The organism is Pseudomonas sp. 43A, assembly GCF_013363935.1.
GTDB lineage: Bacteria > Pseudomonadota > Gammaproteobacteria > Pseudomonadales > Pseudomonadaceae > Aquipseudomonas > Aquipseudomonas crudilactis.
Map to the genome: position 1 here is coordinate 1,539,832 of NZ_CP054880.1, position 25,503 is coordinate 1,565,334.

At 59.9% G+C, this 25,503-nt stretch carries 22 protein-coding genes; 15 read left to right on the plus strand and 7 right to left on the minus strand.

Translation table 11 applies throughout. The features are described from left to right. Nucleotides 1–2 precede the first annotated feature (2 nt). The 9 genes from murD to lpxC all read left to right on the plus strand — a co-directional run bounded on the left by murD (nucleotide 3) and on the right by lpxC (nucleotide 10,467). Nucleotides 3–1,349, plus strand: a complete 1,347-nt coding sequence (gene murD / locus HUW52_RS06865; protein WP_175553241.1) for a UDP-N-acetylmuramoyl-L-alanine--D-glutamate ligase — start codon at nucleotides 3–5, stop codon at nucleotides 1,347–1,349. Further along, a complete protein-coding gene (gene ftsW / locus HUW52_RS06870; RefSeq protein ID WP_007916996.1) occupies nucleotides 1,346–2,563 on the plus strand; it encodes a putative lipid II flippase FtsW in 1,218 nt (405 codons plus the stop codon). The genes murD and ftsW overlap by 4 nt, the downstream gene beginning before the upstream one ends. Then, on the plus strand, nucleotides 2,553–3,623 hold the full coding sequence (murG, locus tag HUW52_RS06875) for an undecaprenyldiphospho-muramoylpentapeptide beta-N-acetylglucosaminyltransferase (protein ID WP_007916994.1): 1,071 nt from the start codon (nucleotides 2,553–2,555) through the stop codon (nucleotides 3,621–3,623). Before ftsW ends, murG begins: the two co-directional genes overlap by 11 nt. Beyond that, nucleotides 3,616–5,076 carry a UDP-N-acetylmuramate--L-alanine ligase gene (murC, locus tag HUW52_RS06880; RefSeq protein ID WP_175553242.1) on the plus strand — a complete coding sequence of 487 codons (1,461 nt, stop codon included), beginning with the start codon at nucleotides 3,616–3,618 and terminating at the stop codon, nucleotides 5,074–5,076. Before murG ends, murC begins: the two co-directional genes overlap by 8 nt. Further along, nucleotides 5,073–6,032, plus strand: coding sequence for a D-alanine--D-alanine ligase (locus tag HUW52_RS06885; RefSeq protein ID WP_175553243.1), 960 nt, complete (start codon nucleotides 5,073–5,075; stop codon nucleotides 6,030–6,032). The genes murC and HUW52_RS06885 overlap by 4 nt, the downstream gene beginning before the upstream one ends. A 4-nt stretch (nucleotides 6,033–6,036) precedes the next feature. Then, nucleotides 6,037–6,903 carry a cell division protein FtsQ/DivIB gene (locus HUW52_RS06890; protein WP_007916989.1) on the plus strand — a complete coding sequence of 289 codons (867 nt, stop codon included), beginning with the start codon at nucleotides 6,037–6,039 and terminating at the stop codon, nucleotides 6,901–6,903. 15 nt (nucleotides 6,904–6,918) lie between these two features. Beyond that, nucleotides 6,919–8,178: a cell division protein FtsA gene (gene ftsA / locus HUW52_RS06895; RefSeq protein WP_007916987.1), complete on the plus strand. Its 1,260-nt coding sequence runs from the start codon at nucleotides 6,919–6,921 to the stop codon at nucleotides 8,176–8,178. A gap of 68 nt (nucleotides 8,179–8,246) precedes the next feature. Beyond that, nucleotides 8,247–9,443 (plus strand): cell division protein FtsZ, encoded by a 1,197-nt coding sequence (gene ftsZ, locus HUW52_RS06900; RefSeq protein WP_016986475.1) that lies wholly within the window; start codon nucleotides 8,247–8,249, stop codon nucleotides 9,441–9,443. Between the two features lie 112 nt (nucleotides 9,444–9,555). After that, nucleotides 9,556–10,467 (plus strand): UDP-3-O-acyl-N-acetylglucosamine deacetylase, encoded by a 912-nt coding sequence (gene lpxC / locus HUW52_RS06905; protein WP_007916984.1) that lies wholly within the window; start codon nucleotides 9,556–9,558, stop codon nucleotides 10,465–10,467. A gap of 178 nt (nucleotides 10,468–10,645) precedes the next feature. Here lpxC and HUW52_RS06910 read toward each other — a convergent pair whose 3' ends face one another. The 7 genes from HUW52_RS06910 to HUW52_RS06940 form a co-directional block, all read right to left on the minus strand. Further along, a complete protein-coding gene (locus tag HUW52_RS06910; protein WP_175553244.1) occupies nucleotides 10,646–12,154 on the minus strand; it encodes a sensor domain-containing diguanylate cyclase in 1,509 nt (502 codons plus the stop codon). A 219-nt stretch (nucleotides 12,155–12,373) separates the two neighbouring features. Continuing rightward, on the minus strand, nucleotides 12,374–13,690 hold the full coding sequence (locus HUW52_RS06915; protein ID WP_175553245.1) for an OprD family porin: 1,317 nt from the start codon (nucleotides 13,688–13,690) through the stop codon (nucleotides 12,374–12,376). 194 nt (nucleotides 13,691–13,884) lie between these two features. After that, complete coding sequence (locus tag HUW52_RS06920) at nucleotides 13,885–14,106, minus strand: hypothetical protein (RefSeq protein WP_016986472.1); 222 nt, start codon at nucleotides 14,104–14,106, stop codon at nucleotides 13,885–13,887. A gap of 298 nt (nucleotides 14,107–14,404) precedes the next feature. Further along, nucleotides 14,405–15,769, minus strand: a complete 1,365-nt coding sequence (locus HUW52_RS06925) for a heavy metal sensor histidine kinase (protein ID WP_016986471.1) — start codon at nucleotides 15,767–15,769, stop codon at nucleotides 14,405–14,407. After that, nucleotides 15,759–16,436 (minus strand): heavy metal response regulator transcription factor, encoded by a 678-nt coding sequence (locus HUW52_RS06930; RefSeq protein ID WP_007916978.1) that lies wholly within the window; start codon nucleotides 16,434–16,436, stop codon nucleotides 15,759–15,761. Before HUW52_RS06930 ends, HUW52_RS06925 begins: the two co-directional genes overlap by 11 nt. A gap of 9 nt (nucleotides 16,437–16,445) precedes the next feature. After that, on the minus strand, nucleotides 16,446–19,547 hold the full coding sequence (locus HUW52_RS06935) for a multidrug efflux RND transporter permease subunit (RefSeq protein ID WP_175553246.1): 3,102 nt from the start codon (nucleotides 19,545–19,547) through the stop codon (nucleotides 16,446–16,448). Next, nucleotides 19,544–20,704: an efflux RND transporter periplasmic adaptor subunit gene (locus HUW52_RS06940; protein WP_175553247.1), complete on the minus strand. Its 1,161-nt coding sequence runs from the start codon at nucleotides 20,702–20,704 to the stop codon at nucleotides 19,544–19,546. Before HUW52_RS06940 ends, HUW52_RS06935 begins: the two co-directional genes overlap by 4 nt. Nucleotides 20,705–21,772: 1,068 nt before the next feature. On the opposite strand from HUW52_RS06940, the gene HUW52_RS06945 reads away from it, so the two are divergent. The 6 genes from HUW52_RS06945 (at nucleotide 21,773) to HUW52_RS06970 (ending at nucleotide 25,399) form a co-directional block, all read left to right on the plus strand. Further along, on the plus strand, nucleotides 21,773–22,135 hold the full coding sequence (locus tag HUW52_RS06945) for a DUF6124 family protein (RefSeq protein ID WP_016985602.1): 363 nt from the start codon (nucleotides 21,773–21,775) through the stop codon (nucleotides 22,133–22,135). A 192-nt stretch (nucleotides 22,136–22,327) separates the two neighbouring features. Beyond that, on the plus strand, nucleotides 22,328–22,957 hold the full coding sequence (locus tag HUW52_RS06950) for a nucleotidyltransferase domain-containing protein (RefSeq protein ID WP_175553248.1): 630 nt from the start codon (nucleotides 22,328–22,330) through the stop codon (nucleotides 22,955–22,957). Next, nucleotides 22,920–23,309 (plus strand): hypothetical protein, encoded by a 390-nt coding sequence (locus HUW52_RS06955; protein ID WP_256667939.1) that lies wholly within the window; start codon nucleotides 22,920–22,922, stop codon nucleotides 23,307–23,309. The genes HUW52_RS06950 and HUW52_RS06955 overlap by 38 nt, the downstream gene beginning before the upstream one ends. Nucleotides 23,310–23,464: 155 nt before the next feature. Further along, nucleotides 23,465–23,770, plus strand: a complete 306-nt coding sequence (locus HUW52_RS06960) for a type 1 fimbrial protein (RefSeq protein WP_175553249.1) — start codon at nucleotides 23,465–23,467, stop codon at nucleotides 23,768–23,770. Between the two features lie 113 nt (nucleotides 23,771–23,883). Beyond that, nucleotides 23,884–24,123, plus strand: coding sequence for a hypothetical protein (locus HUW52_RS06965; RefSeq protein ID WP_016985604.1), 240 nt, complete (start codon nucleotides 23,884–23,886; stop codon nucleotides 24,121–24,123). Nucleotides 24,124–24,253: 130 nt separating this feature from the next. After that, nucleotides 24,254–25,399 (plus strand): transporter substrate-binding domain-containing protein, encoded by a 1,146-nt coding sequence (locus tag HUW52_RS06970; RefSeq protein ID WP_175553250.1) that lies wholly within the window; start codon nucleotides 24,254–24,256, stop codon nucleotides 25,397–25,399. The last annotated feature ends 104 nt before the right edge of the window (nucleotides 25,400–25,503 follow it).

Sequence of the window (25,503 nt, forward strand, 5' to 3'; positions counted from 1 at the left end):
GAGTGTCTCTGATCGCTTCTGACCACTTCCGCATCGTTGTCGGCCTCGGCAAGAGCGGCATGTCCCTGGTTCGCTTCCTGGCGAACCGGGGCACGTCGTTTGCCGTGGCGGACACGCGGGAAAATCCACCGGAACTGGCCACGCTCAAGCGTGACTATCCGCACGTGGAAGTGCGTTGTGGCGAGCTGGACGTCGAATTCCTGTGCCGTGCCGACGAGCTCTACGTGAGCCCCGGCCTGGCGCTGGCGACCCCGGCCCTGCAAGCCGCTGCGGCCCGTGGCGTGAAACTGTCCGGTGACATCGAGCTGTTCGCGCGTAACGCGCAGGCGCCGATCGTGGCCATCAGCGGTTCCAACGCGAAAAGCACCGTCACCACCCTGGTCGGCGAGATGGCGGCTGCGGCGGGCAAACGCGTCGCCGTCGGCGGCAACCTCGGCACCCCGGCGCTGGATCTGCTCAGCGACGACGTCGAGCTGTACGTCATGGAGCTGTCGAGCTTCCAACTGGAAACCACCGACCAGCTCAACGCTGAAGTGGCCACCGTGCTGAACATCAGCGAAGACCACATGGATCGCTACAGCGGTCTGCCGGCGTACCACCTGGCCAAGCACCGGATCTTCCGCGGTGCCAGGCAGTTCGTGGTCAATCGTCAGGATGCGCTGACCCGTCCGTTGATGGGCGAGGGCCAGCCGTGCTGGACCTTCGGTCTGACCAAACCGGATTTCAAAGCCTTCGGTATCCGCGAAGAAGATGGCGAGAAGTACCTGGCCTTCGAATTCCAGAATCTGATGCCGGTACGTGAGCTGAAAATTCGCGGCGCACACAACCAGTCCAACGCCCTCGCGGCGCTGGCGCTCGGTCATGCCGTGGGCCTGCCGTTCGACGCCATGCTCTCGGCGCTGCGTACATTTGCCGGCCTCGAACATCGCTGCCAGTGGGTACGCGATCTCGACGGCGTGGCGTACTACAACGATTCCAAAGCCACCAACGTCGGCGCCGCTCTGGCCGCCATCGAAGGCTTGGGCGCGGATATCGACGGCAAGGTCATCCTGATCGCCGGTGGCGATGGCAAGGGTGCCGAATTCAACGATCTGCGTGATCCGGTGGCGGTCAACTGCCGCGCCGTGATCCTGATGGGCCGCGACTCCGACAAGATCGGCGCAGCCATTGGCGATGCGGTTCCGCTGATTCGCGCGACCTCACTGGTCGACGCTGTTGCGCAATGCCGCGCCGCTGCCCAACCGGGTGATGTGGTGCTGCTGTCGCCGGCCTGCGCCAGTTTCGACATGTTCAAGAATTACGAAGACCGTGGTCACCAGTTCGTCCGCGCTGTGGAGGAATTGGCATGAGCCTGCGCAATATCATCAAACCGTATCCGTCGCCGATCATCACCGGGCGCGGCATTGACCTCGACTTCCCGATGCTCGCCGGTTGCCTGGCTTTGCTCGGTCTCGGTTTGATCATGATCGCCTCGGCGTCCACTGAGGTGGCAGCCGCGCAGTCGGGCAGTCCGCTGTACTACATGATTCGCCACCTTATTTATGTGGTGCTGGGCCTGGGCGCGTGCATCGTCACCATGATGATCCCGATCGCCACCTGGCAACGCCTCGGCTGGCTGATGCTGATCGGTGCGTTCGGCTTGCTGGTGATGGTGATCATTCCCGGCATCGGTCGCGAAGTGAACGGTTCGATGCGCTGGATCGGGTTCAGCTTCTTCAACGTGCAGCCGTCGGAAATCGCCAAGGTGTTCGTGGTGATCTACCTCGCCGGTTATCTGGTGCGGCGTCAGAAGGAAGTGCGCGAGAGCTGGATGGGCTTCTTCAAGCCGTTCATCGTGCTGCTGCCGATGGCCGGTCTGTTGCTGATGGAGCCGGACTTCGGTGCCACCGTGGTGATGATGGGCGCTGCGGCGGCCATGCTATTCCTCGGCGGGGTCGGGCTGTTCCGCTTCTCGCTGATGGTGGTGTTGGCGGTCGGGGCCGTGGTCTTGCTGATTCAAATGCAGCCTTACCGTATGGCGCGTCTGACCAACTTTGCTGACCCATGGGCTGACCAGTTCGGTGCCGGTTATCAGTTGTCGCAAGCCTTGATCGCCTTCGGTCGCGGTGAGTGGCTCGGCGTAGGCCTGGGCAACAGCGTGCAGAAGCAGTTCTACCTGCCGGAAGCGCACACCGACTTCGTGTTCTCGGTATTGGCCGAAGAACTCGGCGCGGTGGGTTCGCTGTGCACCGTCGCGCTGTTCGTGTTCGTGTGTATTCGCGGCATGTACATCGGCCTGTGGGCGGAGAAAGCCAAACAGTTCTTCGCCGCTTATGTTGCGTACGGTCTGTCGTTCCTGTGGATTGGTCAGTTCCTGATCAACATCGGTGTGAACGTCGGCCTGCTGCCAACCAAAGGTCTGACCTTGCCGTTCCTCAGTTATGGCGGTAGCTCGTTGGTGATCTGCTGTGCCTGCCTCGGTTTGTTATTGAGGATTGAGTGGGAGAGTCGAACCCACCTGGGCAGTGAAGAGATGGAATTCCATGAAAGCGACTTCGCTGAGGAGCCGAATCATGGGCGCTAACGTATTGATCATGGCCGGCGGAACCGGCGGCCACGTATTCCCGGCGCTGGCTTGTGCCCGCGAGTTTCAGGCGCGCGGCTACACCGTGCACTGGCTCGGCACGCCACGCGGAATTGAAAACGAACTGGTGCCGGCGGCAGGTCTTGAACTGCACCGCATCAACGCCACCGGCCTGCGCGGCAAGGGCAAGCTGTCGCTGCTCAAGGCGCCGTTCATGCTGTTGAAGTCGGTGTGGCAGGCGCGGGCGATCATCCGTCGCTTGAAGCCGGTGTGTGTGGTCGGCTTCGGTGGATATGTGACTGGCCCCGGTGGCCTCGCCGCGAAACTGGCCGGCGTGCCGGTGATCGTTCACGAGCAGAACGCCGTGGCCGGCACCGCCAATCGGTTGCTGGTGCCGTTCGCCGCCCGAGTGTGTGAAGCGTTCCCCGACACCTTTACTCTGTCGGACACCCGCCGTACCACCGGAAACCCGGTGCGCAGCGAGCTGTTCCTCGACACATCGCGACCTGCTCTGGCAGGGCGCAAAGCGCGTTTGCTGATCCTCGGCGGAAGCCTTGGCGCAGAACCGTTGAACAAGTTGCTGCCTGAAGCCCTGGCCCAAGTCGCTGCCGATTTGCGCCCGGAAGTGTTTCATCAGGCCGGCAAAAACCACGATGAAGTGACTGCAGAGCGCTACCGCGCCGCCGGCGTGGAAGCGCAGGTGCAGCCGTTCATCAAAGACATGGCCCAGGCCTATGGCTGGGCTGACCTGGTGGTGTGCCGTGCAGGCGCGTTGACCATCAGTGAGCTGGCTGCCGCCGGTCTGCCCTCGATGCTGGTGCCTTTGCCCCATGCGATCGACGATCACCAGACCCGCAACGCCGATTATTTGGCCCGTGAAGGCGCTGCCTTCCTGATGCCGCAAAGAACGACTGGTGCCGCGGACCTTGCCGCGCGCCTGACAGAGGTCTTGATGCAACCGCAACGACTCGAAGATATGGCCCAAGCGGCCCGCCGTCTGGCGAAACCCGATGCCACCCGTAGCGTGGTCGATACCTGTCTGGAGGTGGCCCATGGTTGAGAATCAGAAAGCCATGCCGCAACCGGAAATGCGCCGCATCCGTCGCATCCACTTCGTCGGCATCGGCGGCGTGGGCATGTGCGGGATTGCCGAAGTGCTGTTGAACCTGGGCTATGAAGTCTCCGGTTCCGACCTGAAAGCTTCGCCGGTGACCGAGCGTCTGGAATCGTTCGGCGCGCACATCTTCATCGGCCACCGTGCCGAGAACGCCGCTGCTGCCGATGTGCTGGTGGTGTCGAGCGCTGTGAATACCTCGAACCCGGAAGTGGCGAACGCGCTTGAGCGTCGTATTCCGGTGGTGCCGCGTGCGGAAATGCTCGCCGAACTGATGCGCTATCGCCACGGCATTGCCGTCGCCGGTACGCACGGCAAAACCACTACTACCAGCCTGATCGCTTCGGTGTTTGCCGCTGGTGGTCTGGACCCGACGTTCGTCATCGGTGGTCGTCTGAATGCGGCGGGCACCAATGCCCAGCTCGGCACCAGCCGTTACCTGATCGCCGAAGCCGATGAAAGCGATGCGAGTTTCCTGCACCTGCAACCGCTGGTGGCCGTGGTCACCAACATCGACGCCGACCACATGGCGACCTACGACGGTGACTTCAACAAACTGAAGAAAACCTTCGTCGAGTTCCTGCACAACCTGCCGTTCTACGGTTTGGCAGTGATGTGCCTGGACGATCCGGTCGTGCGTGAAATCCTGCCGCTGGTGAAACGTCCGACCGTGACTTACGGCTTCAGCGAAGACGCTGACGTACGTGCGATCAATATTCGCCAGCAAGGCATGCAGACGTTCTTCACCGTGCTGCGCCCGGATCGCGAGCCGCTGGACGTGTCGGTGAACATGCCGGGCAACCACAACGTACTCAACTCGCTGGCAACCATTTGCATTGCCACCGACGAAGGCGTCAGCGATGAAGCCATCGTCCAGGGCCTGTCGGGTTTCCAGGGCGTTGGTCGGCGCTTCCAGGTCTACGGCGAACTGCCGGTGGACGGCGGCAATGTGATGCTGGTCGACGACTACGGTCACCACCCGACCGAAGTCGCTGCAGTGATCAAAGCCGTGCGCGGTGGCTGGCCGGAGCGCCGTCTGGTGATGGTTTACCAGCCGCACCGTTACAGCCGCACCCGCGATCTGTACGACGACTTCGTCAATGTATTGGCCGATGCCAACGTGCTGCTGCTGATGGAAGTCTATCCGGCCGGCGAAGAGCCGATCCCGGGCGCCGACAGCCGCAAGTTGTGCAACAGCATCCGCCAGCGCGGTCAGCTCGACCCGATCTACATCGAGCGTGGCGTCGATCTGGCGCCACTGGTCAAGCCGCTGCTGCGTGCCGGTGACATCCTGCTGTGCCAGGGCGCCGGTGATATCGGCGGTCTCGCGCCGAAGCTGTTGAAAAGTGAATTGTTCGCTGGCGCCGTGGCGGCGTTGGTCGAGGGGAAGTTGAAATGACTGCTGCCTACGCCAAGCTGTTTTCCACGATCGCGCCGAAAGACTTCGGCCGTGTCGCCGTGCTCTTCGGCGGCCTGAGTGCCGAGCGTGAGGTGTCGCTGAAATCCGGTAACGCCGTGCTCGAAGCGCTGCAAAGTGCTGGCGTGGACGCATTCGGCATCGACGTTGGCGACGACATTCTGCAACGTCTGCTCAGCGAAAAGATCGACCGCGCCTTCATCATTCTTCACGGCCGTGGCGGTGAAGACGGCTCCATGCAGGGCCTGCTCGAAGTGGCGGGTATTCCGTACACCGGCAGCGGCATTCTGGCTTCGGCACTGGCGATGGACAAACTGCGCACCAAGCAGGTCTGGCACAGCCTCGGGATTCCGACGCCGCGTCACGCCGTGCTGTGCAGCGAAGCTGATTGTATTTCGGCAGCGACGGAACTGGGCTTCCCTTTGATCGTCAAACCGGCGCATGAAGGTTCAAGTATCGGGATGGCCAAAGTGAGTTCTGCGTCCGAGTTGATCGACGCATGGAAAGCGGCCAGTACCTACGATTCGCAAGTCTTGGTTGAGCAATGGATTCAAGGTCCTGAGTTCACCATCGCCACCCTGCGTGACCAGGTGTTGCCTCCTATCGCCCTGGGTACACCGCACACGTTCTACGACTACGACGCCAAGTACATCGCCAACGATACCCAGTACCGCATTCCGTGCGGGCTGGATGCCGCCAAGGAAAAGGAACTCATGGATCTCACGGCCAAGGCCAGTGAGGCGCTGGGGATTGCCGGTTGGGGCAGGGCGGACGTGATGCAGGACGCCGACGGGCAGTTCTGGTTCCTGGAAGTGAACACCGCTCCGGGCATGACCGATCACAGTCTGGTACCGATGGCCGCGCGTGCGGCCGGTCTGGATTTCCAGCAACTGGTTCTGGCCATTCTGGCCGCCAGTGTTGAAGACGCTCGAGGTTAAGACGATGCAAGGCGCTCAGCTCCGACATCAGCCTCCCGCACCCGGCCGCAAGCCGGTGCCACGGGGTGCCAGCCGCATGGTGGCGAAAGAGCCGATGTCCGCGCGCCTGCCGAAAGCCAATTTCAGCTTTCTGAAAAGTCTGTTCTGGCCGGTGCTGCTGGTGGTGCTGGGCTTTGGTACTTACGAAGGCGCGACGCGTCTGCTGCCGTACGCCGACCGGCCGATCACCAAGATCGCCGTGCAGGGCGACCTGAGCTACATCAGCCAGCAAGCGGTGCAGCAGCGTATCGCTCCGTATGTGGCGTCGAGCTTCTTCACCATCGACCTGGCCGGTATGCGCACCGAGCTTGAGCAGATGCCGTGGATCGCCCACGCCGAAGTACGTCGGGTGTGGCCGGACCAGGTGGTGATCCGCCTCGAAGAGCAACTGCCAGTGGCGCGTTGGGGCGACGAGTCGTTACTGAACAACCAGGGCCAAGCGTTTACGCCAAAGGAGCTGGCGAACTACGAACACCTGCCACAGCTGTTCGGCCCACAACGGGCCCAGCAGCAAGTGATGCAGCAGTATCAGGTGCTGAGCCAGATGCTGCGGCCGTTGGGCTTTTCGATTGCACGCCTGGAACTGCGTGAACGCGGAAGCTGGTTCCTGACCACCGGTGCCGGCAGTTCTGGCCCCGGCATCGAGTTGCTGCTGGGACGCGGCAACCTGGTGGAAAAGATGCGCCGCTTCATCGCCATCTATGACAAGACACTTAAAGACCAGATTACGAACATTGCGCGCATCGATCTGCGCTATGCCAACGGCCTCGCTGTTGGCTGGCGGGAACCAGTAGCGCCGACGACAGCCCAACCCGCTGTCGCAAAGAATTAAGAAGAGGCAGGACCCATGGCAAACGTGCAAAGCGGCAAAATGATCGTCGGTCTCGATATCGGCACCTCCAAGGTGGTGGCGCTGGTCGGCGAGGTCTCCGACGACGGCTCGCTGGAAATCGTCGGGATCGGTACCCATCCGTCCCGTGGCCTGAAGAAGGGCGTGGTGGTCAACATCGAGTCCACCGTGCAATCGATCCAGCGCGCGATCGAAGAAGCCCAACTGATGGCGGGCTGCCGCATTCACTCGGCGTTCGTCGGCGTGGCGGGCAATCACATCCGCAGCCTGAACTCCCACGGCATCGTCGCGATCCGCGATCGTGAAGTCAGCTCGGCTGACCTTGAGCGCGTCCTCGACGCTGCTCAGGCTGTGGCGATTCCGGCAGACCAACGCGTGCTGCACACCCTGCCGCAGGATTACGTGATCGATAACCAGGAAGGCGTTCGCGAACCACTGGGCATGTCCGGCGTACGTCTGGAAGCCAAGGTTCACGTGGTCACCTGCGCCGTCAACGCCGCACAGAACATTGAAAAATGCGTGCGTCGCTGCGGTCTGGAAATCGACGACATCATTCTCGAGCAATTGGCCTCGGCCTACTCGGTATTGACCGATGACGAGAAAGAGTTGGGCGTGTGCCTGGTCGACATCGGCGGCGGCACCACCGACATCGCGATCTTCACCGAAGGCGCGATCCGTCACACCGCAGTGATCCCGATTGCCGGTGACCAGGTGACCAACGACATCGCCATGGCGTTGCGCACTCCGACCCAGTACGCCGAAGAAATCAAGATCCGCTACGCCTGCGCTCTGGCCAAGCTGGCCGGTGCCGGTGAAACCATCAAGGTGCCAAGCGTCGGCGATCGTCCACCGCGCGAACTGTCGCGTCAGGCCCTGGCCGAAGTGGTCGAGCCGCGTTACGACGAACTGTTCACGCTGATTCAGGCCGAGCTGCGTCGCAGCGGCTACGAAGACCTGATCCCGGCCGGCATCGTCCTGACCGGCGGTACGTCGAAGATGGAAGGCGCCACTGAACTGGCCGAGGAAATCTTCCACATGCCGGTCCGCCTCGGTGTGCCGCATGGCGTGAAGGGCCTGGATGACGTGGTGCGTAACCCGATTTATTCCACTGGCGTTGGCTTGTTGATGTACGGCCTGCAAAAGCAGTCCGACGGGGTTTCGTTCTCCGGCATCGGCAGCCGCGACAGCTACAGCAACGAAGAGCCACAGGCGCCGTTGCTGGACCGATTGAAGAAGTGGGTTCAAGGCAACTTCTAAAGCTTTACCGCAACACCGCAACAAAAAAGCAGTAGGCGAAAAAACTAGAGAATGTAAGGAGAGGGAAAATGTTCGAACTCGTAGACAACATCCCCGCAAGCCCGGTAATCAAAGTTATCGGTGTTGGCGGTGGCGGCGGCAACGCTGTCAATCACATGGTCAAGAGCAACATCGAAGGCGTTGAATTCATCTGCGCCAACACTGATGCTCAAGCGCTGAAAAACATCGGCGCGCGCACCATTCTGCAACTGGGCACCGGCGTGACCAAAGGTCTGGGCGCTGGCGCCAACCCTGAAGTAGGTCGTCAGGCCGCTCTCGAAGACCGTGAGCGCATTGCCGAAGTCCTGCAGGGCACCAACATGGTGTTCATCACCACTGGCATGGGCGGCGGTACCGGTACCGGTGCTGCGCCGATCATCGCCGAAGTGGCCAAGGAAATGGGCATTCTGACCGTTGCGGTCGTAACGCGTCCGTTCCCGTTCGAAGGCCGCAAGCGTATGCAGATCGCCGACGAAGGCATCCGCATGCTCTCGGAAAGCGTCGACTCGTTGATCACCATTCCCAACGAGAAGCTGCTGACCATCCTCGGTAAAGACGCAAGCCTCTTGTCGGCTTTCGCCAAGGCTGACGATGTACTGGCCGGTGCCGTTCGCGGTATCTCCGACATCATCAAGCGTCCGGGCATGATCAACGTCGACTTCGCCGACGTGCGTACCGTGATGAGCGAAATGGGCATGGCGATGATGGGCACTGGCTGCGCCAGCGGTCCGAACCGTGCACGTGAAGCCACCGAAGCGGCGATCCGCAACCCGTTGCTGGAAGACGTGAACCTGCAAGGCGCACGCGGCATCCTGGTGAACATCACCGCCGGTCCTGACCTGTCTCTGGGTGAGTACTCCGACGTGGGTAGCATCATCGAAGCCTTCGCTTCCGAGCACGCCATGGTCAAGGTCGGTACCGTTATCGATCCGGACATGCGCGACGAGCTGCACGTAACTGTAGTTGCCACGGGTCTGGGCGCGAAAATCGAGAAGCCTGTCAAGGTCATCGACAACACCGTTCACACCTCCATGGCTTCCGCCCAGGTGCAACAACCGGCTCCGGCCCGTCAGGAAGCGCCAGCGGTGAACTACCGTGATCTGGACCGTCCGACCGTCATGCGCAACCAGGCTCAGGCCGGTGCTGCGGCTGCCGCGAAGATGAATCCGCAAGATGATCTGGACTACCTGGACATCCCGGCTTTCCTGCGTCGTCAGGCCGATTGATGGAATGTATCAGGGCTATGAAGGTGATTGGTGTTCAGCAAAGGCATGGTCTGCTATCATCGCCAGCCTTTGTTGATACCAGTTCGCAATTTGCGCTGAAGCGGCCCAAGCCATGATTAAACAACGCACACTGAAAAATATTATCCGTGCCACAGGTGTAGGCCTGCACTCCGGTGAGAAGGTCTATCTGACCCTCAAGCCTGCGCCTGTCGACACTGGCATTGTGTTTTGTCGCGCTGACCTCGACCCTGTGGTGCAGATTCCTGCCCGCGCGGAAAACGTCGGTGAAACCACTATGTCGACGACGCTGATCAACGGCGACGTCAAAGTGGACACGGTAGAGCACTTGCTCTCGGCCATGGCTGGCCTGGGCATCGATAACGCCTACGTCGAGCTCTCCGCGTCCGAAGTCCCGATCATGGATGGCAGCGCTGGACCCTTCGTATTCCTGATTCAATCGGCAGGCCTGGAAGAACAGGACGCCGCCAAGAAATTCATCCGCATCCTGCGTGAAGTGACAGTGGAAGACGGCGACAAGCGCGCCACTTTCGTCCCTTTCGAAGGGTTCAAGGTGAGCTTCGAGATCGATTTCGATCACCCGGTATTCCGGGACCGCACCCAAAGTGCAAGCGTGGATTTTTCCAGCACTTCGTTCGTAAAAGAAGTCAGCCGCGCCCGTACCTTTGGTTTCATGAGTGATATCGAGTACCTGCGCAAGCACAACCTCGCACTCGGCGGCAGCGTTGAAAACGCAATCGTGGTCGATGCTGATGGCGTGTTGAACGAAGATGGTCTTCGCTATGAAGACGAATTCGTGAAGCACAAGATCCTCGATGCGATTGGCGACCTGTACCTGCTGGGTAACAGCCTGATTGGTGAGTTCAAGGGCTTCAAGTCCGGTCATGCACTGAACAACCAGCTGCTGCGCAAGTTGATTGAGCAGACAGATGCGTGGGAAGTGGTGACGTTCGAAGACGCCAGCACCGCACCAATCTCTTACATGCGCCCTGTTGCGGCAGTGTAAGTAAAAAACCTCTCTAGTTTTTTGAAGGCCATCCTCGGATGGCCTTTTTTTATGCCTGCGGTTTTTGTGTTGCCTGGGCCGGCCTCATCGCGAGCAGGCTCACTCCTACAGGGGCACGCATTTCAAATGTAGGAGTGAGCCTGCTCGCGATAGGGCCGGTGAGGCCCCAGCAAACCTATCAGGCAGCCACCACCACCCGATTGCGCCCACCTTCCTTGGCCTGATACAACGCCTTGTCCGCCGCAAACAGCAACTGCTCCAGGGTCATCTCACTCGCCGCCGTCCACGTCGCGATGCCAATACTCACGGTCATCGGCCGCTCGGCTCCGTCGACCAATGGCAACTGCTCCACCGCCTGACGAATATGCTCGGCAAGCTGCTGTGCGCCGTGACCGTCGGTCTCGGCGAGAATCACCGAAAACTCCTCACCCCCATAACGCGCCACCAGATCCGCCGGTCGCCGCACACTTTCAGTAATGACCCTGGCCAGCGTCTTCAACGCCTGATCCCCGGCCTGATGCCCATGGCGGTCATTGAAGGCCTTGAAGTGATCGGCATCGATCATCATCACCGACATCGGTTTACCCGAGCGCTGAGCGCGGAACCACTCGTGACGCAATGCCTGATCAAGCATTCGACGATTGGCCACCCCCGTCAGCGCGTCGGTGGCGGCCAATTGCGCCAGTTCGTGCTCGGCACGCTGACGTCGGCGCAACTCGCGGGCCAGCAACCAGGTCAGCCATAACAAACCCACGCACAGCACGCCGGTGGCCCCACTGATCAACAGCGCGGTGCGGCGCCAGGTGCCGAACACCTCGTCGCTGGACAGCGCGACCATCACGATCAACGGCAGATTGCCGACCCGCGAATAGGTATACAGGCGTTGTTGATGGTCGATGCTCGAAACGCTGTTGAAACTGCCATTGCCACTCTTGTCGCGCAGAATTCGTATGACGTTGGGCCGGTTGCCGAAGCTTTTGCCGATGGAATCACTTTGCAGATAAGGCTTCTGCGCCAGCAGGACGCCGTCGTTGTCGATGATGTTCAACGTGCTGTCTTTACCGATGTCGAGGCTGTTGAACAACTGGTCGAAGTAGTCGAGCTTCATCGACGCCACGGCCACGCCTGCAAACTCACCGGTCTGCGAGGAAATCCTTCGGCTGAAACTGATCCGCCATTGATTGGCTTCGTCGCAGTCGCAGCGGGTCTTGAACGGCCGGCTGATAAACATACCGACATCGCGGTTGAACGCGTGGGCAAGGAAGTAATCGCGGTCGGCAAAGTTGCCCGGTTTCGGCTCGATTCGCGAAGAGTCGGCGACCACATCGCCGTGTTTGTCGAGCAACAGAATGTCGCCCTTGAAGCGCGCCGTGGTGGAGCGGTCGAACAGCGCCAGATGACGGATCTGCGGTGAGACAGTTTGCAGATCATCGCGTTGGGCGGCAGCGATCAGGCCTTGCAAGGTCAGGTCGTACAGCTCGACCGTGCGCAGCACATCAGCGTCGATCAGTTGCGCGATAGTGGTGGCGCTGCGGGTGGCCGATTCCTGAGCGTTGGCGTGCTCGCGGATCAGCAGGAACGTGACGATGCACAGAATCGCGATCACGGTCAGCAAGCTGCCGCAGATCAGCAGCAGTTCGGGGCGTCCGGTCTTGCCCGCAACGGGTGGGGTACGGCTCGCGATCATGATTGGGCTGTCGGTTGGGAGAGTCTTATAAGCGTAGTTGCACAACACCACCGAAGCGTTTGACGCAAAATACCTGTGGGAGCGAGCTTGCTCGCGAATGCGTTGTGTCAGCCAACATCAATGTTGCTGAAAGATCGCTTTCGCGAGCAAGCTCGCTCCCACAGGTTTGGTCATTGCTTGAGCTATCGGAGTCAGTCTGCAGTCAGCTTAGCGCCGATCTTAGAAGACGTTGATCGGGTAGTCGATGATGACGCGGTATTCATCTGTGTCTGAATCAATCGCGCCGTAACCATTGCCACCGCGGTTGGTCGCCCATTGCAAGTGCACCGCCAGATCCTTGGCCTGACCGCTTTGCACAACGTACTGCAAATCGAGATCGCGCTCCCAATGCTTGGCGTTGCGGCCGTCGGCGCTGTACCAGTTGGAATAGCCTTTGCTGTTCGGATCCACCTTGGTCAGGTCCACCGTACCGCGCGAATAGGAGACTGCCGAGGTCAGCCCCGGCACGCCGACACCGGCGAAGTCGTAGGCGTATTTGAGTTTCCACGAGCGCTCGTTCGGGCCGTTGAAGTCGGAATACTGCTGGGAGTTGTCGAGGTAAACGCTGTCGCCCTGGCTGATGTAGTCGAACGGCGTGTTGCCGTTGACCCGCTGATACGCGGCGGTGACGCTGTGATTACCGACGCCAACGGTGAAATGCAGGCTGTAGGTGTTGTTGTCAATGTTGCCCAGCAGCGCATCACCGGTGTCTTGCGTGTGATAGAAGTGCAAACCCGGGTTGAGGCTGACCAGATCGCTCAACTGCCAGGTGTAGTCGAGATCGTAGTAGTACTGGTTCCAGATGTCTTTGAGCTCAGAGGCGTACAGGCTGCTGGTCAAGCCTTCGACACCGCTCCAGGCCACACCGGCCCAGTTCAGGTGCTGACTTTCATCGCCATCGGCCAATGTCCCGTAGGAAGTGCCAATGCGCGTGTGACCACTCTGGTTGTAAGGCTTGGTGAAACTCGCCTGGCCGCCTTCGATCAACCAGCCATCGAAGCTGTGGTTGGTCAGGCTCACACCACGGAAAGTCTGCGGCAGCATGCGTGTTTCACCGCCAGCAATGACCGGGTTGGTGAGGAACAGGTCGCCGGCCTTCAATTCGGTATCGAACGCACGCATTTTCAACGTGCCCCCGGCGGTGGAGAACGCTCCCGGTGCTTTGCCGCCATTCTCTCGGACCGGCAGGATGCTCGAACCGTCGGTGCCGCCACCGCCATCCAGCTTCAGCCCGAGCATGGCGTGGGCATCAATGCCGAAACCGACCGTGCCTTCGCTGTAACCCGACTTGAAAATCCCAAGAAAGCCTTGGCCCCACTCGATGTTGTCGTCCGCTTTCTGCAAGCGGTTGCGATTCATGTAGTAGTTGCGGGCGTTGATGTTGAGGCTCGAACCCTCGACGAAGCCCTCTTTAGCGGGTTCTTCAGCGTGAGCGGCAGGGGCAATCGTTGCGGCAATTGCAATGAACAGCGGAGTGAAACGGACTGGGTAACGCACGTGCAATGGAGCTCCTTGGGTCAACTGGCACCTCTATATTTTGAGGCGCTCAATGTTTCTTGTTGTTACAGACGAACCAAACGGCTTTCAGACCACAACGAAAAAAGGCCGCTGAAAGGCAGCGGCCTGGAATGACGACAGTTGAACGGGAAGAGCCAAACAACCGCGTCGAGGGAAAGGGGGCTGTGTGTGACTCAGCTGTCTTTTTCCAGCGATTGAGCCTGGGAAGTTGCAGCCTGAGGGGCCTGCGTCGCGTCTTTGGCCTTGGCCATCATTTCTGCCTGATGCTGGTCATACGCTTGAGCGCGCGCGGTGTTCTGCGCCACGAACGCGTGGGATTCTTCAGCCATCGCCATCGGCGACAGGATCAATGAGGACAAAACAAAAGCGCTGGCAATACCCATACTGTTGGACATCTTGAAAACCTTCTCGCTTGGCGAGTGCTGTTTGGTGCGGGCAAAGATAAGGTTGCCGGGCGTTGGGAAACAGCGTGATTTTCATAAATGACTGTTACAGCAGGAGCAAAAGTCACCCCCTCACCCCAACCCTCTCCCGGAGGTAGAGGGAGCTGACCGAGGTGTCTGGCGTTGTACATCGACCTGAAAGATCGAGTCGATTATGGATTCGGTGAATCAAGATCAGGTCGGTGCACATTTGCAGCATCCCCCAATCAGTCCCCTCTCCCTCCGGGAGAGGGTTAGGGTGAGGGGCTTTTCAAACCGGCAAATAAATCCCGAAGGTATTCATCCCCCGATCACTGCGCACAAACACATCCCCACCATGCATCAGCGCAATCGCCTTGACGATCGCCAGCCCCAACCCATGGTTGTTGCCACTGTTACTGCGCGACGCATCGACCCGATAAAAGCGCTCGAACAAGCGTGGCAAATGCTCACTGGCAATCGGCGAACCGGGGTTGGCCACGCCGATACTCACCTGATGCTCCTCGACCTCGATGCATACCTCGATCACCTGTCCCGGCCCGGTGTGCTGCACCGCATTGCTCAGCAAATTAATCAACGCCCGACGCAAATGCGCGACCTCGATCTGCACCAGCGCATCACCGGTGACCTGCACCTGAACCTGCGCGTCCTCGAGAATGAAATCCAGATACTCCAGCGTCGTCGCCACCTCATCAGCCAGCGAAGTGGAGGTGAGTTTGGTCGCCTTGTTGCCCTGATCGGCACTGGCGAGAAACAGCATGTCGTTGATGATCGAGCGCAACCGTTCCAGCTCTTCAAGATTCGATTGCAGCACTTCGAAATAGTGTTCGGCAGAGCGCCCACGGGTCAGTGCCACTTGCGTCTGGCCGATCAGATTGGTCAGCGGCGAACGCAGTTCATGGGCGACGTCGGCGTTGAACGACTCCAGTCGCGAGTAGGCCTGTTCGACCCGTTCCAGCGTCGAGTTGAACGAGTCGACAAACTGCGCAAGCTCCGGTGGCAGCGGCGACAAACGCAAGCGCCCGGCCCTTAATGGGGGCGCCAAGCGCTGAGCTTCGTGGGACAGTTTGATCAACGGCTTGAGACCAATCCGCGCGACCCAATAACCCAGCGCCGAAGCCATCAGCACGCCGACAATCGCCAGCCCGATCAGCGCGATCAACAGGTTGTGTTGAGTCTCGTGGAAGGTCTCGGTATCGATGCCGATCATGAAGCGCAGCGGCGGGCGCTGATCCTTGGCCGGCAACTCGGTCAGCAGCACCTTCAGCGGATACGGCTGGCCGGGCAACTGCAAGTCATGCATGCCCACTGGCCTTTGGGCGAAAGCGCGGATCGCGGCATCCGGCTGGCCGAATTCATAACCCGGATCATTACTTACCACCCAGAAACGAATGCGTTTGTCTTCTTCGCCGAGCAGCTTCAACTTGGCGTTGATCTTCAGCCAATGCTCCGGCGTGCCGAAGCGATTGAGCGCTGATTCAAGCACGCTGTAGCGCGCATCCAGCTCGGCTTCCGGGAGCAATCCCAGGCCTTTGTCGACCTGCTGATACAGCGCGCCGCCGATCAACAGAAACACCACTAACGCCACCAGCGTGAACATCCCGCTCAAGCGCAGCGCGATCGAGTTACTGGACACCACGGCTCTCCAGCACATAACCCATGCCGCGAATGGTGTGCAGCAGTTTCTCGTCGAACGGCCCGTCGAGCTTGGCGCGCAGGCGTTTGATCGCCACTTCGACAACGTTGGCATCGCTGTCGAAATTGATGTCCCAGACCATCTCGGCAATGGCAGTTTTCGAGAGGATTTCACCTTGGCGGCGGGCGAGAACACTGAGCAGAGAAAATTCCTTGGCCGTCAGATCCAGTCGGGTGCCGGCGCGGGTGGCCTTGCGGCTGATCAGATCTATCCACAGGTCGGCGATGCTCACTTGCACCGGTTCATGGCCGCCGCTGCGCCGGGTAAGCGCTTGCAGGCGCGCGACCAGTTCGAGGAAGGAAAACGGTTTGCCGAGGTAATCGTCGGCACCGTCGCGCAGGCCTTTGATGCGGTCTTCGACGCGCTCGCGGGCGGTGAGCATGATCACCGGGGTCTGCTTGCGTGCACGCAACGCGCGCAGTACGCCGAAGCCGTCGAGGCCCGGCAACATGACGTCGAGGACGATCACCGCGTAGTCGCTTTCCAGCGCCAGATGCAGACCCTCGACGCCGTCGCGGGCCAGATCCACGGTGTAACCCTGTTCCGTCAGACCGCGGTGCAGATAGTCCGCGGTTTTTTCCTCGTCTTCGATAATCAGAACGCGCATGACCCTGCCTCAGTCTGTGGTCGCCAATGCCGGTGAGGGCATCGGTTTGGGCCGGTGGAACAACCGCTCAAGCCACAAGTATATGACTGGAGTGGTGAACAACGTCAGCATCTGGCTGACCAGCAAACCGCCCACCACCGCGATCCCCAGCGGTTGGCGCAGTTCGGCGCCGGTGCCGTAACCGAGCATCAGCGGCAGCGCGCCGAGCAGAGCGGCGAGGGTGGTCATGATGATCGGCCGGAACCGCGTGATGCACGCCTCGAAAATTGCATCCTGCGGTGACAGGCCTCGGTGGCGCTGGGCTTCGAGGGCGAAGTCGATCATCAGGATGCCGTTCTTCTTGACGATACCGATCAGCAACACCAGCCCGATCAGCGCCATGATCGAAAAGTCCTGGCCGCAGATCCACAGCATGATCACCGCACCCAAGCCTGCCGCCGGCAGAGTCGAAATGATCGTCAGCGGGTGCACGAAGCTTTCATAAAGCACGCCGAGAATGATGTACACCGCCACCAGCGCCGCAAGAATCAGCCACGGCTGGCTGGCCAGCGAACTCTGGAACGCCTGCGCCGCACCCTGGAAATTGCCGCTGATCGCGGTTGGCATGCCGATCTCGGCCTTGGCCTGATTGAGCAGAATCACCGCATCACCCAACGCCACACCGGGCGCCAAGTTGAACGACAGGTTGGCCGCCGGGAACATCCCGTCATGGGCAATCGACAACGGGCCAATGGTCGGCGCATCGAATTTGGCCAGCGCCGACAGCGGCACCATCTCGCCACTCAGCGGCGAACGCAGGTAGAAATAGTTGAGGCTTTCAGCCTTGCCGCGCTGTTTGGTGTCCAGTTCCAGAATCACGTTGTACTGATTGACCTGGGTCTGGAATTCATTGATCTGGCGTTGGCCGAAAGCGTCGTACAGCGCCTCGTCGACATCGCTGGCGGTCAGGCCGAAACGCGCGGCGGCGCTGCGGTCGATGCTGATGTGGGTGATGCTGCCGCCCAGTTGCAGGTCGTTGGAAATATCTCGGAACGCCGGGTTGCTGCGCAGTTTTTCGGTGAGACGTTGCGTCCACGTGGCGAGGGTCGCGCCGTCGTTACTCTTCAGCACGTATTGATACTGCGCGCGGCTCGGGCCGGAGCTGAGGTTGATGTCTTGGCCGGCGCGCAGATAGAGGACGATGCCGGGGACTTTCATCAGTTGCGGACGGATGCGGTCGATGAACTGGCTGGCGCTGACGTCACGGTCGCCGCGTTTTTTCAGGGCGATCCAGAAACGGCCGTTGGCGATGGTTTGGTTGCTGCCGGAAACGCCAACTGAGTGGGAAAACGCCTGCACGGCTGGATCAGCAGCGACGATTTCGGCCATCGCCAAGTGTTTTTTCACCATGTCGCCGTAGGAAATATCCGCAGCGGCTTCAGTGGTACCGAGGACGAAACCGGTGTCCTGCACCGGGAAGAATCCTTTTGGGATAAAGATGTAACCGCCGATGGCCAGCGCCAGCGACAGACCGAACACGCCAATCATCAATTTCTGATGGGCGAGGGCGCGGCGCAAACCTTTCTCATACCAGCCGAGCAAACGCTCGCTGAAGCCCGGTTTGTCGTGGGCGTGATGCTCCGGTTTGCGCATGAACAGCGCTGCCAGCGTCGGCGCGAGGGTCAACGAGACCACCACGGAAATCATGATGGTCGAGGTCGCAGTCAGGGCGAATTCCTTGAACAGTCGCCCAACCACGCCGCCCATGAACAGCAGCGGAATAAACGCCGCCACCAGCGAGAAACTGATCGAGACCACGGTGAAACCGATCTCGCCCGCGCCCTTGATCGCCGCTTCGCGCATGTCGTCGCCGGCCTCAAGGTGCCGGTGGATGTTTTCCACCACCACGATCGCATCGTCGACGACGAACCCTACCGCGACGACGATCGCCACCAGCGTCAGGTTGTTCAGGCTGAAACCGAGGATGTACATCAGGGCGAAACTGGCGATCAACGACACGCCGAGCACTGCCGAGACAATCAGGGTCGCCGACAACTGGCGCAGGAACAGCGCCATCACCGCGACCACCAGCATGATTGCGATCAACAGGGTGATTTCGACTTCGTGCAGCGAGGCGCGAATGGTCTGGGTGCGGTCGATCAGGGTTTTGACTTGCACCGAGGCCGGCAACATCGCTTCGAGGCCGGGCAGGGCGGCTTGAATGCGGTCAACGGTTTCAACGATGTTGGCGCCCGGCTGGCGAGAGATCACCAAGTTCACCCCCGGCTGATCACCGGCCCAGGCTTGCACGTAGGCATCTTCCGAACCGTTGACGACTTTGGCGACATCGCGCAGGTGAACCGGGGCGCCATCCTTGTAGGAAACGATGAGTTGGCTGTAGTCCTCGGGGTGGAACAACTGGTCGTTGGTCGACAGCGTCGAGATGCTCGATTCGCCGTACAGCGCGCCTTTGGCGAGGTTGAGGCTGGTCTGCTGAATCGCCAGTCGGATGTCGGCGAGGGTCAAGCCGATCGCCGCGAGCTTGTCCGCCGAGGCTTGTACGCGGATCGCCGGACGTTGCTGACCGGTGATGTTGATTTGTCCTACGCCGTCGATCTGACTGATCTGACGCGAGAGCAGGGTTTCCACCAGGTCGCTGAGTTCGGTGCCGGGCATTTGCGTCGAGCTGACGCTGAGGATCAGCACCGGGCTGTCGGCCGGGTTGACCTTCTTCCAGGTTGGCAGCGTCGGCATGTCCTTGGGCAGTTTGCCGGCGGCGGTGTTGATCGCGGCTTGGACCTCTTGCGCGGCAGTGTCGATGCTTTTATCGAGGGTGAATTGCAGGGTCAGCAGGCTTGAGCCCAGCGCACTGCTGGAGGTCATCTGGGTCATGCCGGGGATGGCGCTGAATTGCACCTCCAGCGGCGTGGCCACGGACGAGGCCATGGTGTCGGGGCTGGCACCGGGCAACTGCGCGGAGACCTGAATCGTCGGAAATTCCGCTTCCGGCAGTGGGGCGATTGGCAAGCGCGGGAAGGCAATCAAACCGACCAGCACCAAAGCGATGGTCAGCAGAATGGTTGCCACCGGATGATCGATGCACCACGTGGAGACACCTTTGTGCGCCTTCATGGTTTCGGCTCCGCTTGCACCACCTGCGCCGGCTCGGTCATGACTTGCACGGTCGAGCCGGGCTTGAGCCGCGACTGGCCGTCGGTGACCAGCACGTCACCGGCCTTCACGCCTTTGATGATGTCCTGGCCGCTGCCTTGGTAAACCATCTGTACTTGCACGGCTTCGACCTTGTCGCCGTTGACCCGGTAAACGAAGTGTTGGTCGAGGCCACGTTGTACGACGGTGGGCGGTACGACCAGAGCATCTTTGTCGAGGGCTGTCTGAATTTTTACCGTGACCAGCAGGCCGGGCCAGAGCTTCTGGCTGGCGTTGTCGAATTCGGCCTTGGCGCGGATGGTGCCGGTGTTGGCGTTGATCTGGTTGTCGATCAGGGTCAGGTGCCCTTCGCCGAGCAGGTTGCCGGTTTCGCCATCAGTGTCAGCGCCGATGTAGGCCTTGACCGGTGCGCGTTGCGGGTCGTTGATCAGGCCTTGCAGGGTCGGCAGCATTTGCTGCGGCAGGGAGAACTCGACGGCGATCGGGTCGATCTGGGTGACGGTGAACAGGCCGGCGGTGTCGGTCATGCGCAGGAAGTTGCCTTCATCGACTGTGCGAATACCGACGCGGCCGGTGACTGGGGAGCGAATCTGCGTGTAGGACAGCTGAACTTGGGCGGCGTCAATCGACGCCTGGTTGCCTTGGGCGGTGGCTTTGAGTTGGTTGACCAAGGCTTGTTGCTGGTCGTAGGTCTGCTTCGAGATGCCGTCGTCGACGGTGAGCAGTTTGTAGCGTTTGAGGTTGACCAGGGCGACTTGCAGTTGCGCCTGGCTTTCGCCGAGTTGGGCGCGGGCCTGGTCGAGGCTGGCGCGGATGGAGCGGTCGTCGATGGTGGCCAGCAGGTCGCCTGCTTTGACGAGTTGGCCTTCTTTGACGAGGATTTTGGTGAGGATGCCGTCGATCTGGGGGCGTACTACGACGCTGTGTAATGAGAGTACGGAGCCGATGCCGCTGGTGTAGCGGGGGACGTCTTTTTCGCTGACCGCTATGACTCGCACCGGGATGGCGGTGGGGGTGGCGAGTTTGGTCGGGGCGGGTTTCAGGGTGTACCACAGACCTGCGCCTGCGAGGACGATCAATAGGGTGGCGAGCAGGGCTTTGTTCTTTTGGATTCGCATGCGGGGTGGGCGCCGGACGGAGTTTGGGCAGGGTTAGGGTCTTTATAAACTTGTTTGGGGGTCAGGAGGGTGACGGCTAGCTGTCGGCGCTGTCAGTTTCGTTGGGTACATATCCGTTGCTGCGGGTGTGGCTGATTACGGTTCCGCCCTTACGGCGGGTCACTTTTTACAAACGCCTAAAAAGTAACCAAAAACGCTTGCTCCTACGTGCGGCCCGCTCGCTGGGGCTCGGGGTTCCTTCGCTGCGGGATCGATCCGGGCGCAGCGTCTACGGTTTGCTTCGCTGCACCTCCTCTCGCTGTGTTTGGCTGCGCCAAACGGTCGCTGCGCTCCCACGCCCGGATCAATCCCTCCACTCAGCCTTCCGACGTCGCCCGTGGATCAAGATCAAGAGCAGGCGAGCTGACACTCGGCCTATTGAGTGGTGAAGAGCACGGCGCGCACGGCTTTGGTTTTTGTGGTGCTCTTGCCCCTCACCCCAGCCCTCTCCCGAGGGAGAGGGGGCCGATTTGTGGTCTTTTCAAGATCTGAGTTCAACGCGGTATTTCACGTCGGCGTAGCTCTCCCAAACAACTCGGTCAGTCCCCTCTCCCTCCGGGAGAGGGCTAGGGTGAGGGGCTTTTGATCTGTTTCAAAACCTGAGTTCAACACGGTATCGCACGTCGGCGTAGCTCTGCCAAACACCTCGGTCAGTCCCCTCTCCCTCTGGGAGAGGGCTAGGGTGAGGGTTGGCTTTTGGCTGTTTAAATTTGTGTCAAATAACCAGAACCTTCCCACAAGGTTTTCAGGTTGTCCGTCGGACGTGCGCTCTCTAGTCTTGGGTTGTCGCCGAAAACTCGGTGATCGGGTGTGAGAACCCTGAAAAATTAGTGAATCAGTCCATCAGTCCGCATAATTGCCGGCGGCTTGTCCGCTGCTTGCAAATGCTTCATGGCGGCTGTGTGCGGGCAGACTTCGGTCTGGCCGGTTTCCTATTTTTCCGGTTTCTCACCCCGCACATAGCTGCCACCCACTTCGCCGCGTGAGAAACGGCAAGGGATGGCTCCCATTTGCAAAATAGGGTTTCCAATGACTAAGCCAGTTCCAGATCCACCCATCGATCCCACAACCCCACTCGAAGACGCCATCCGCGCCGACGACCAGATCAAAACCCGCGAAGCCATCAAGCGCGCCCTCGACTTCTATCTCTGCCCCGAGCCGGTCAAACCGCGTCAGCCCAGTACGATGTTCCTCATCCACCCGAACATCGACACCGAAAGCCTGCTGGCCCATGCCTGCGAATCACTGGCTTCAGCCAATGTCATGGCCGGTGATCTGGCCGATCAGCTCAGTCGTCCGCAGCGCAGTACGGCGCTGGCGATCCAGCAGATCGTCATGCTTGCCGAGCTGGCGGTGAACCGGGCGCTGGATCGGGTTGATCCACAAACGTAATCCGTCTGAACACCGCGTCATCGTTCTTCGCGAGCAGGCTCGCTCCTACAAGGGGATCGCAATCCAAATGTAGGTGTGAGCCTGTTTGCGATGGCGATTGTTCTGTGGCCGCTGTCTCTGGAAATATCCGCAAGTTGATAAGTCCCAAAAAGGGACCTATCGTTCCCTTTTTGGGACTCTTTGGCCTTCACAGTGGAAACTATCTCTCTAAGCGAAGCGCTGTTTACCACCACTCAACAAAAAGTGTTGGGTCTGCTGTTCGGTAAGCCTGACCAGACTTTCTATGCCAATGAGATCGCGCGCTGGGCGCGTGTTGGCAAAGGCAGTCTCATGCGTGAACTCGACCGTCTGCAGCGAGCCGGTGTGTTGCGCATGACAAGGGTGGGCAATCAGAACCATTACCAGGCCAATCCCACCTGTCCCATCTATGCCGAACTGCTGGGCATCGCTCGCAAGACGTTTGCCATCGCCGAGCCTCTGCGTCAGGCATTGCAGCCGTTTACCGAGCAGATCAGCTGGGCGTTTGTCTATGGCTCCATCGCCAAAGACACAGCAAACACACTCAGTGACATTGATCTCATGCTGATCGGCGAAGGCCTGCACTACAGTGACGTCATGGAACGGCTCATGCCCATGGAGGAGCAATTGGGTCGTCCCATCAACCCGACGCTTTACACCCCGCAAGACTGGGCGGCGAAACTGGCTGCGCAAAACAGCTTTGTCGTGCGGGTGGTGCGGCAGGAAAAAATCGATCTGTTAGGGGCAAACCCTTTGGAGTCCAAGGATGGGCAACAACGAGAGTCTGGAGAATCTTCTACGTAGCGGTGGGCTGAAAGCGGAGCCGCCGGATCGCAAGGAGTGTGAGGGCTTGATGCGCTCGGCGGTGGATCGGCTCAAGGATGCGCAAACTTCTACGTTGTCTTTTTCCAGCCGTTTCGACTTGGCCTATAACGCAGCGCACGCATTGGCGCTGACGGCGCTTCGATTGAGTGGTTATCGATCGGATAAACGCTATCTGGTCTTTCAGTGTCTGGTGCATACGGCGCATATCAGCAAGGTTCAGGTGCGATTGTTCGCGTTGTGTCATGAGCGGCGCAATCTCGCGGAATACGAAGGGTATATGGATGAGGATGACGCTCTTCTGGCGCAGTTGTTGGCGCCTCGCAATTGTTGAGTAACGTCCAGCAACGAATGAACTGACATCCGGCATGGCTTGCGATCCTGATTAATCTCCTAAAGATCCGCCTCTATGAGCGGATACAGCTTGTATGGCTCAGGCCGCGCACGGCGCATATCTCTCTGGGCCGCTCACCCCGGGAGTGTCTTGAAATGAAGCTGAGAACCGCTCTGCCGTCTGTGCTTCTGTTGCTTCCACTCATAGCCTCCGCCGCGCCTGCCAGTCAATCCGGCGAGATCCGCTTTACCGGGCAAATCGTCGATTCGGGCTGTCAGGTCGGACCGGTCGGGGCGTTTGCGTCTCGTGAGTCTCGCCAGATCGAAATCAAGCCCGGCGTGAAAGTCGACGTCGACACTGAGCGCAACGCTTGCAGTCATCAGGCGCTGCCGATTTCCATGCGCTACGAAGCGCTGAACACCTCAACCGACAAAGGCATCGTCATCATCAGTTACCTGTAAAACCGTTCGGCGTGCGCTGAAAAATCTTCAGGTGCCGAGTCAGGGCGCACAGGTATACTGCGCGCCTTCGCGGCTCACTGATCGGGCCCGACTTTTTGCTTTCCGGAGCTTTTATGACTTCCCCGACCCTGCCGCCGGTTGACGACGCTGTGAGCGATGTCCCGGCTGAACTGGCCGACACCAGCGAAACCAAAGCCGATATCCCGGCGTTCAAATTTCCGTTCAAGCCGGGCGAGCTGGCCTCTGCCAAAGGCTCGAACCAGCCGTGGTACAAGAACGGCGCCAAGAATGGCCACACCAAGACCCCGGGCATGGCGCCGCCGGGCACCCGTCGGTCGATGGGCAAGCGCTGATCTGTTCTTGAGGTAATCGCACCAAGACGCAGAATATTCCCACAGAGATAGCAGATTCGCCCTCTGGGAATCCAAGCGACCTTTCGTCAAAGATTCATGCCCCGTGAACGCTTTGATAAAGGTCGCTTCCATGTCTCTGGCAAAAGTACTGTCCGCTTTGTCGCTGTTAGCCCTGACCACCGGTTGTGTGTCGTCGACGGTCGAGCCGACGCTGCGGTTTGGCGTCGAACCTCTCGTACCCCCCTTTGAGAGTCGCAACGATAAAGGTGAACTGGTCGGACTCAACATCGAGTTGGGCAATGCCTTGTGCGCCGAACTGCAAAAACGTTGCGTGTGGGTCGATCAGGATTACGCGACCAATGTCGTGGCGCTTGAGGCCAATCGTTTTGACGTGATCATGCCGATGACGGCCACCCCGGCGCGACGGGAACGCATGGATTTCACCGACAACCTCTACCCGTTGAGCAGCCAGTTGGTCGCGCGCAAGGGGACGCATCTGCAACCTGATGCCAAATCACTCCAAGGCAAACGTATTGGTGTGTTGGCTGGCACCAGTCGCGAGGCGTTCGCCAAGGCACGCTGGGCTGAGTCGGGTGTGACGATTCGTAGCTTTCAGTTCAACGATCAACTGATTGCGAGTCTGCAAAGCGGTGAAATCGATGCCACCTTGCAGGATTCCATCGAAATTACGCACGCATTCTTGAGCCGACCGCAGGGTCAGGCGTTCGGTTTTGCAGGGCCGGCGCTCAAGGATCCGATGCTGGGCACGGGCGTGGCCATGGCTTTGCGCAAAACCGACAGCAAACTGCGTGATGATCTCAATGCGGCCCTTGAGCGTTTAAAACAGAGCGGCCAGTATCAGGCGATCACTGAACGCTATCTGTCGCCTGCTATCAGCGACTTCCCGCGCTATCGAGCCAAGGCGCAGGGTTTGCCGTTTTCCGATTCCGTACAGATTGGTGAGACGATCTATTTGTCCGGTGTGCTCGGGCTGGATGTCGATGGCCAACTGGCGGCGGGCGGGATTCGTCCGCAGATGGTTCAGGTCATGGAGAATCTGCGTAGCGCGCTGGACCGAAGTGGCTCATCTCTTGCGCACGTAGCCAAGTGCACCGTGATTCTCACCGACGTCGGGGATTTCACCGGGATGAACGAGGTTTATCGCCGCTATTTCCCTGCCGACCGGTTACCTGCCCGCACGACGTTCGCGGGCAAGCAACTGGTGGTGCCGGGAGCTAAAGTAGAGCTTGAGTGTCTGGCAGTGGCTGCCAGTTGAAAAAGTCGCAAGCATTCCCGTCAGCCGTCGCTGCGTTGTGCGTGCGGTTGATGGCTGAGTGCATGCCGGCGCAGGCGCTTGCGCATATGTGGCAAGCGCTCAAG

Coding starts and splice junctions, on each gene's coding strand:
- ftsW (WP_007916996.1), top strand. CDS start 1,346: ATGAGCCTGCGCAATATCATCAAACCGTATCCGTCGCCGATCATCACC.
- murG (WP_007916994.1), top strand. CDS start 2,553: ATGGGCGCTAACGTATTGATCATGGCCGGCGGAACCGGCGGCCACGTA.
- murC (WP_175553242.1), top strand. CDS start 3,616: ATGGTTGAGAATCAGAAAGCCATGCCGCAACCGGAAATGCGCCGCATC.
- HUW52_RS06885 (WP_175553243.1), top strand. CDS start 5,073: ATGACTGCTGCCTACGCCAAGCTGTTTTCCACGATCGCGCCGAAAGAC.
- HUW52_RS06890 (WP_007916989.1), top strand. CDS start 6,037: ATGCAAGGCGCTCAGCTCCGACATCAGCCTCCCGCACCCGGCCGCAAG.
- ftsA (WP_007916987.1), top strand. CDS start 6,919: ATGGCAAACGTGCAAAGCGGCAAAATGATCGTCGGTCTCGATATCGGC.
- ftsZ (WP_016986475.1), top strand. CDS start 8,247: ATGTTCGAACTCGTAGACAACATCCCCGCAAGCCCGGTAATCAAAGTT.
- lpxC (WP_007916984.1), top strand. CDS start 9,556: ATGATTAAACAACGCACACTGAAAAATATTATCCGTGCCACAGGTGTA.
- HUW52_RS06910 (WP_175553244.1), bottom strand. CDS start 12,154: ATGATCGCGAGCCGTACCCCACCCGTTGCGGGCAAGACCGGACGCCCC.
- HUW52_RS06920 (WP_016986472.1), bottom strand. CDS start 14,106: ATGTCCAACAGTATGGGTATTGCCAGCGCTTTTGTTTTGTCCTCATTG.
- HUW52_RS06930 (WP_007916978.1), bottom strand. CDS start 16,436: ATGCGCGTTCTGATTATCGAAGACGAGGAAAAAACCGCGGACTATCTG.
- HUW52_RS06935 (WP_175553246.1), bottom strand. CDS start 19,547: ATGAAGGCGCACAAAGGTGTCTCCACGTGGTGCATCGATCATCCGGTG.
- HUW52_RS06940 (WP_175553247.1), bottom strand. CDS start 20,704: ATGCGAATCCAAAAGAACAAAGCCCTGCTCGCCACCCTATTGATCGTC.
- HUW52_RS06945 (WP_016985602.1), top strand. CDS start 21,773: ATGACTAAGCCAGTTCCAGATCCACCCATCGATCCCACAACCCCACTC.
- HUW52_RS06955 (WP_256667939.1), top strand. CDS start 22,920: ATGGGCAACAACGAGAGTCTGGAGAATCTTCTACGTAGCGGTGGGCTG.
- HUW52_RS06960 (WP_175553249.1), top strand. CDS start 23,465: ATGAAGCTGAGAACCGCTCTGCCGTCTGTGCTTCTGTTGCTTCCACTC.
- HUW52_RS06965 (WP_016985604.1), top strand. CDS start 23,884: ATGACTTCCCCGACCCTGCCGCCGGTTGACGACGCTGTGAGCGATGTC.
- HUW52_RS06970 (WP_175553250.1), top strand. CDS start 24,254: ATGTCTCTGGCAAAAGTACTGTCCGCTTTGTCGCTGTTAGCCCTGACC.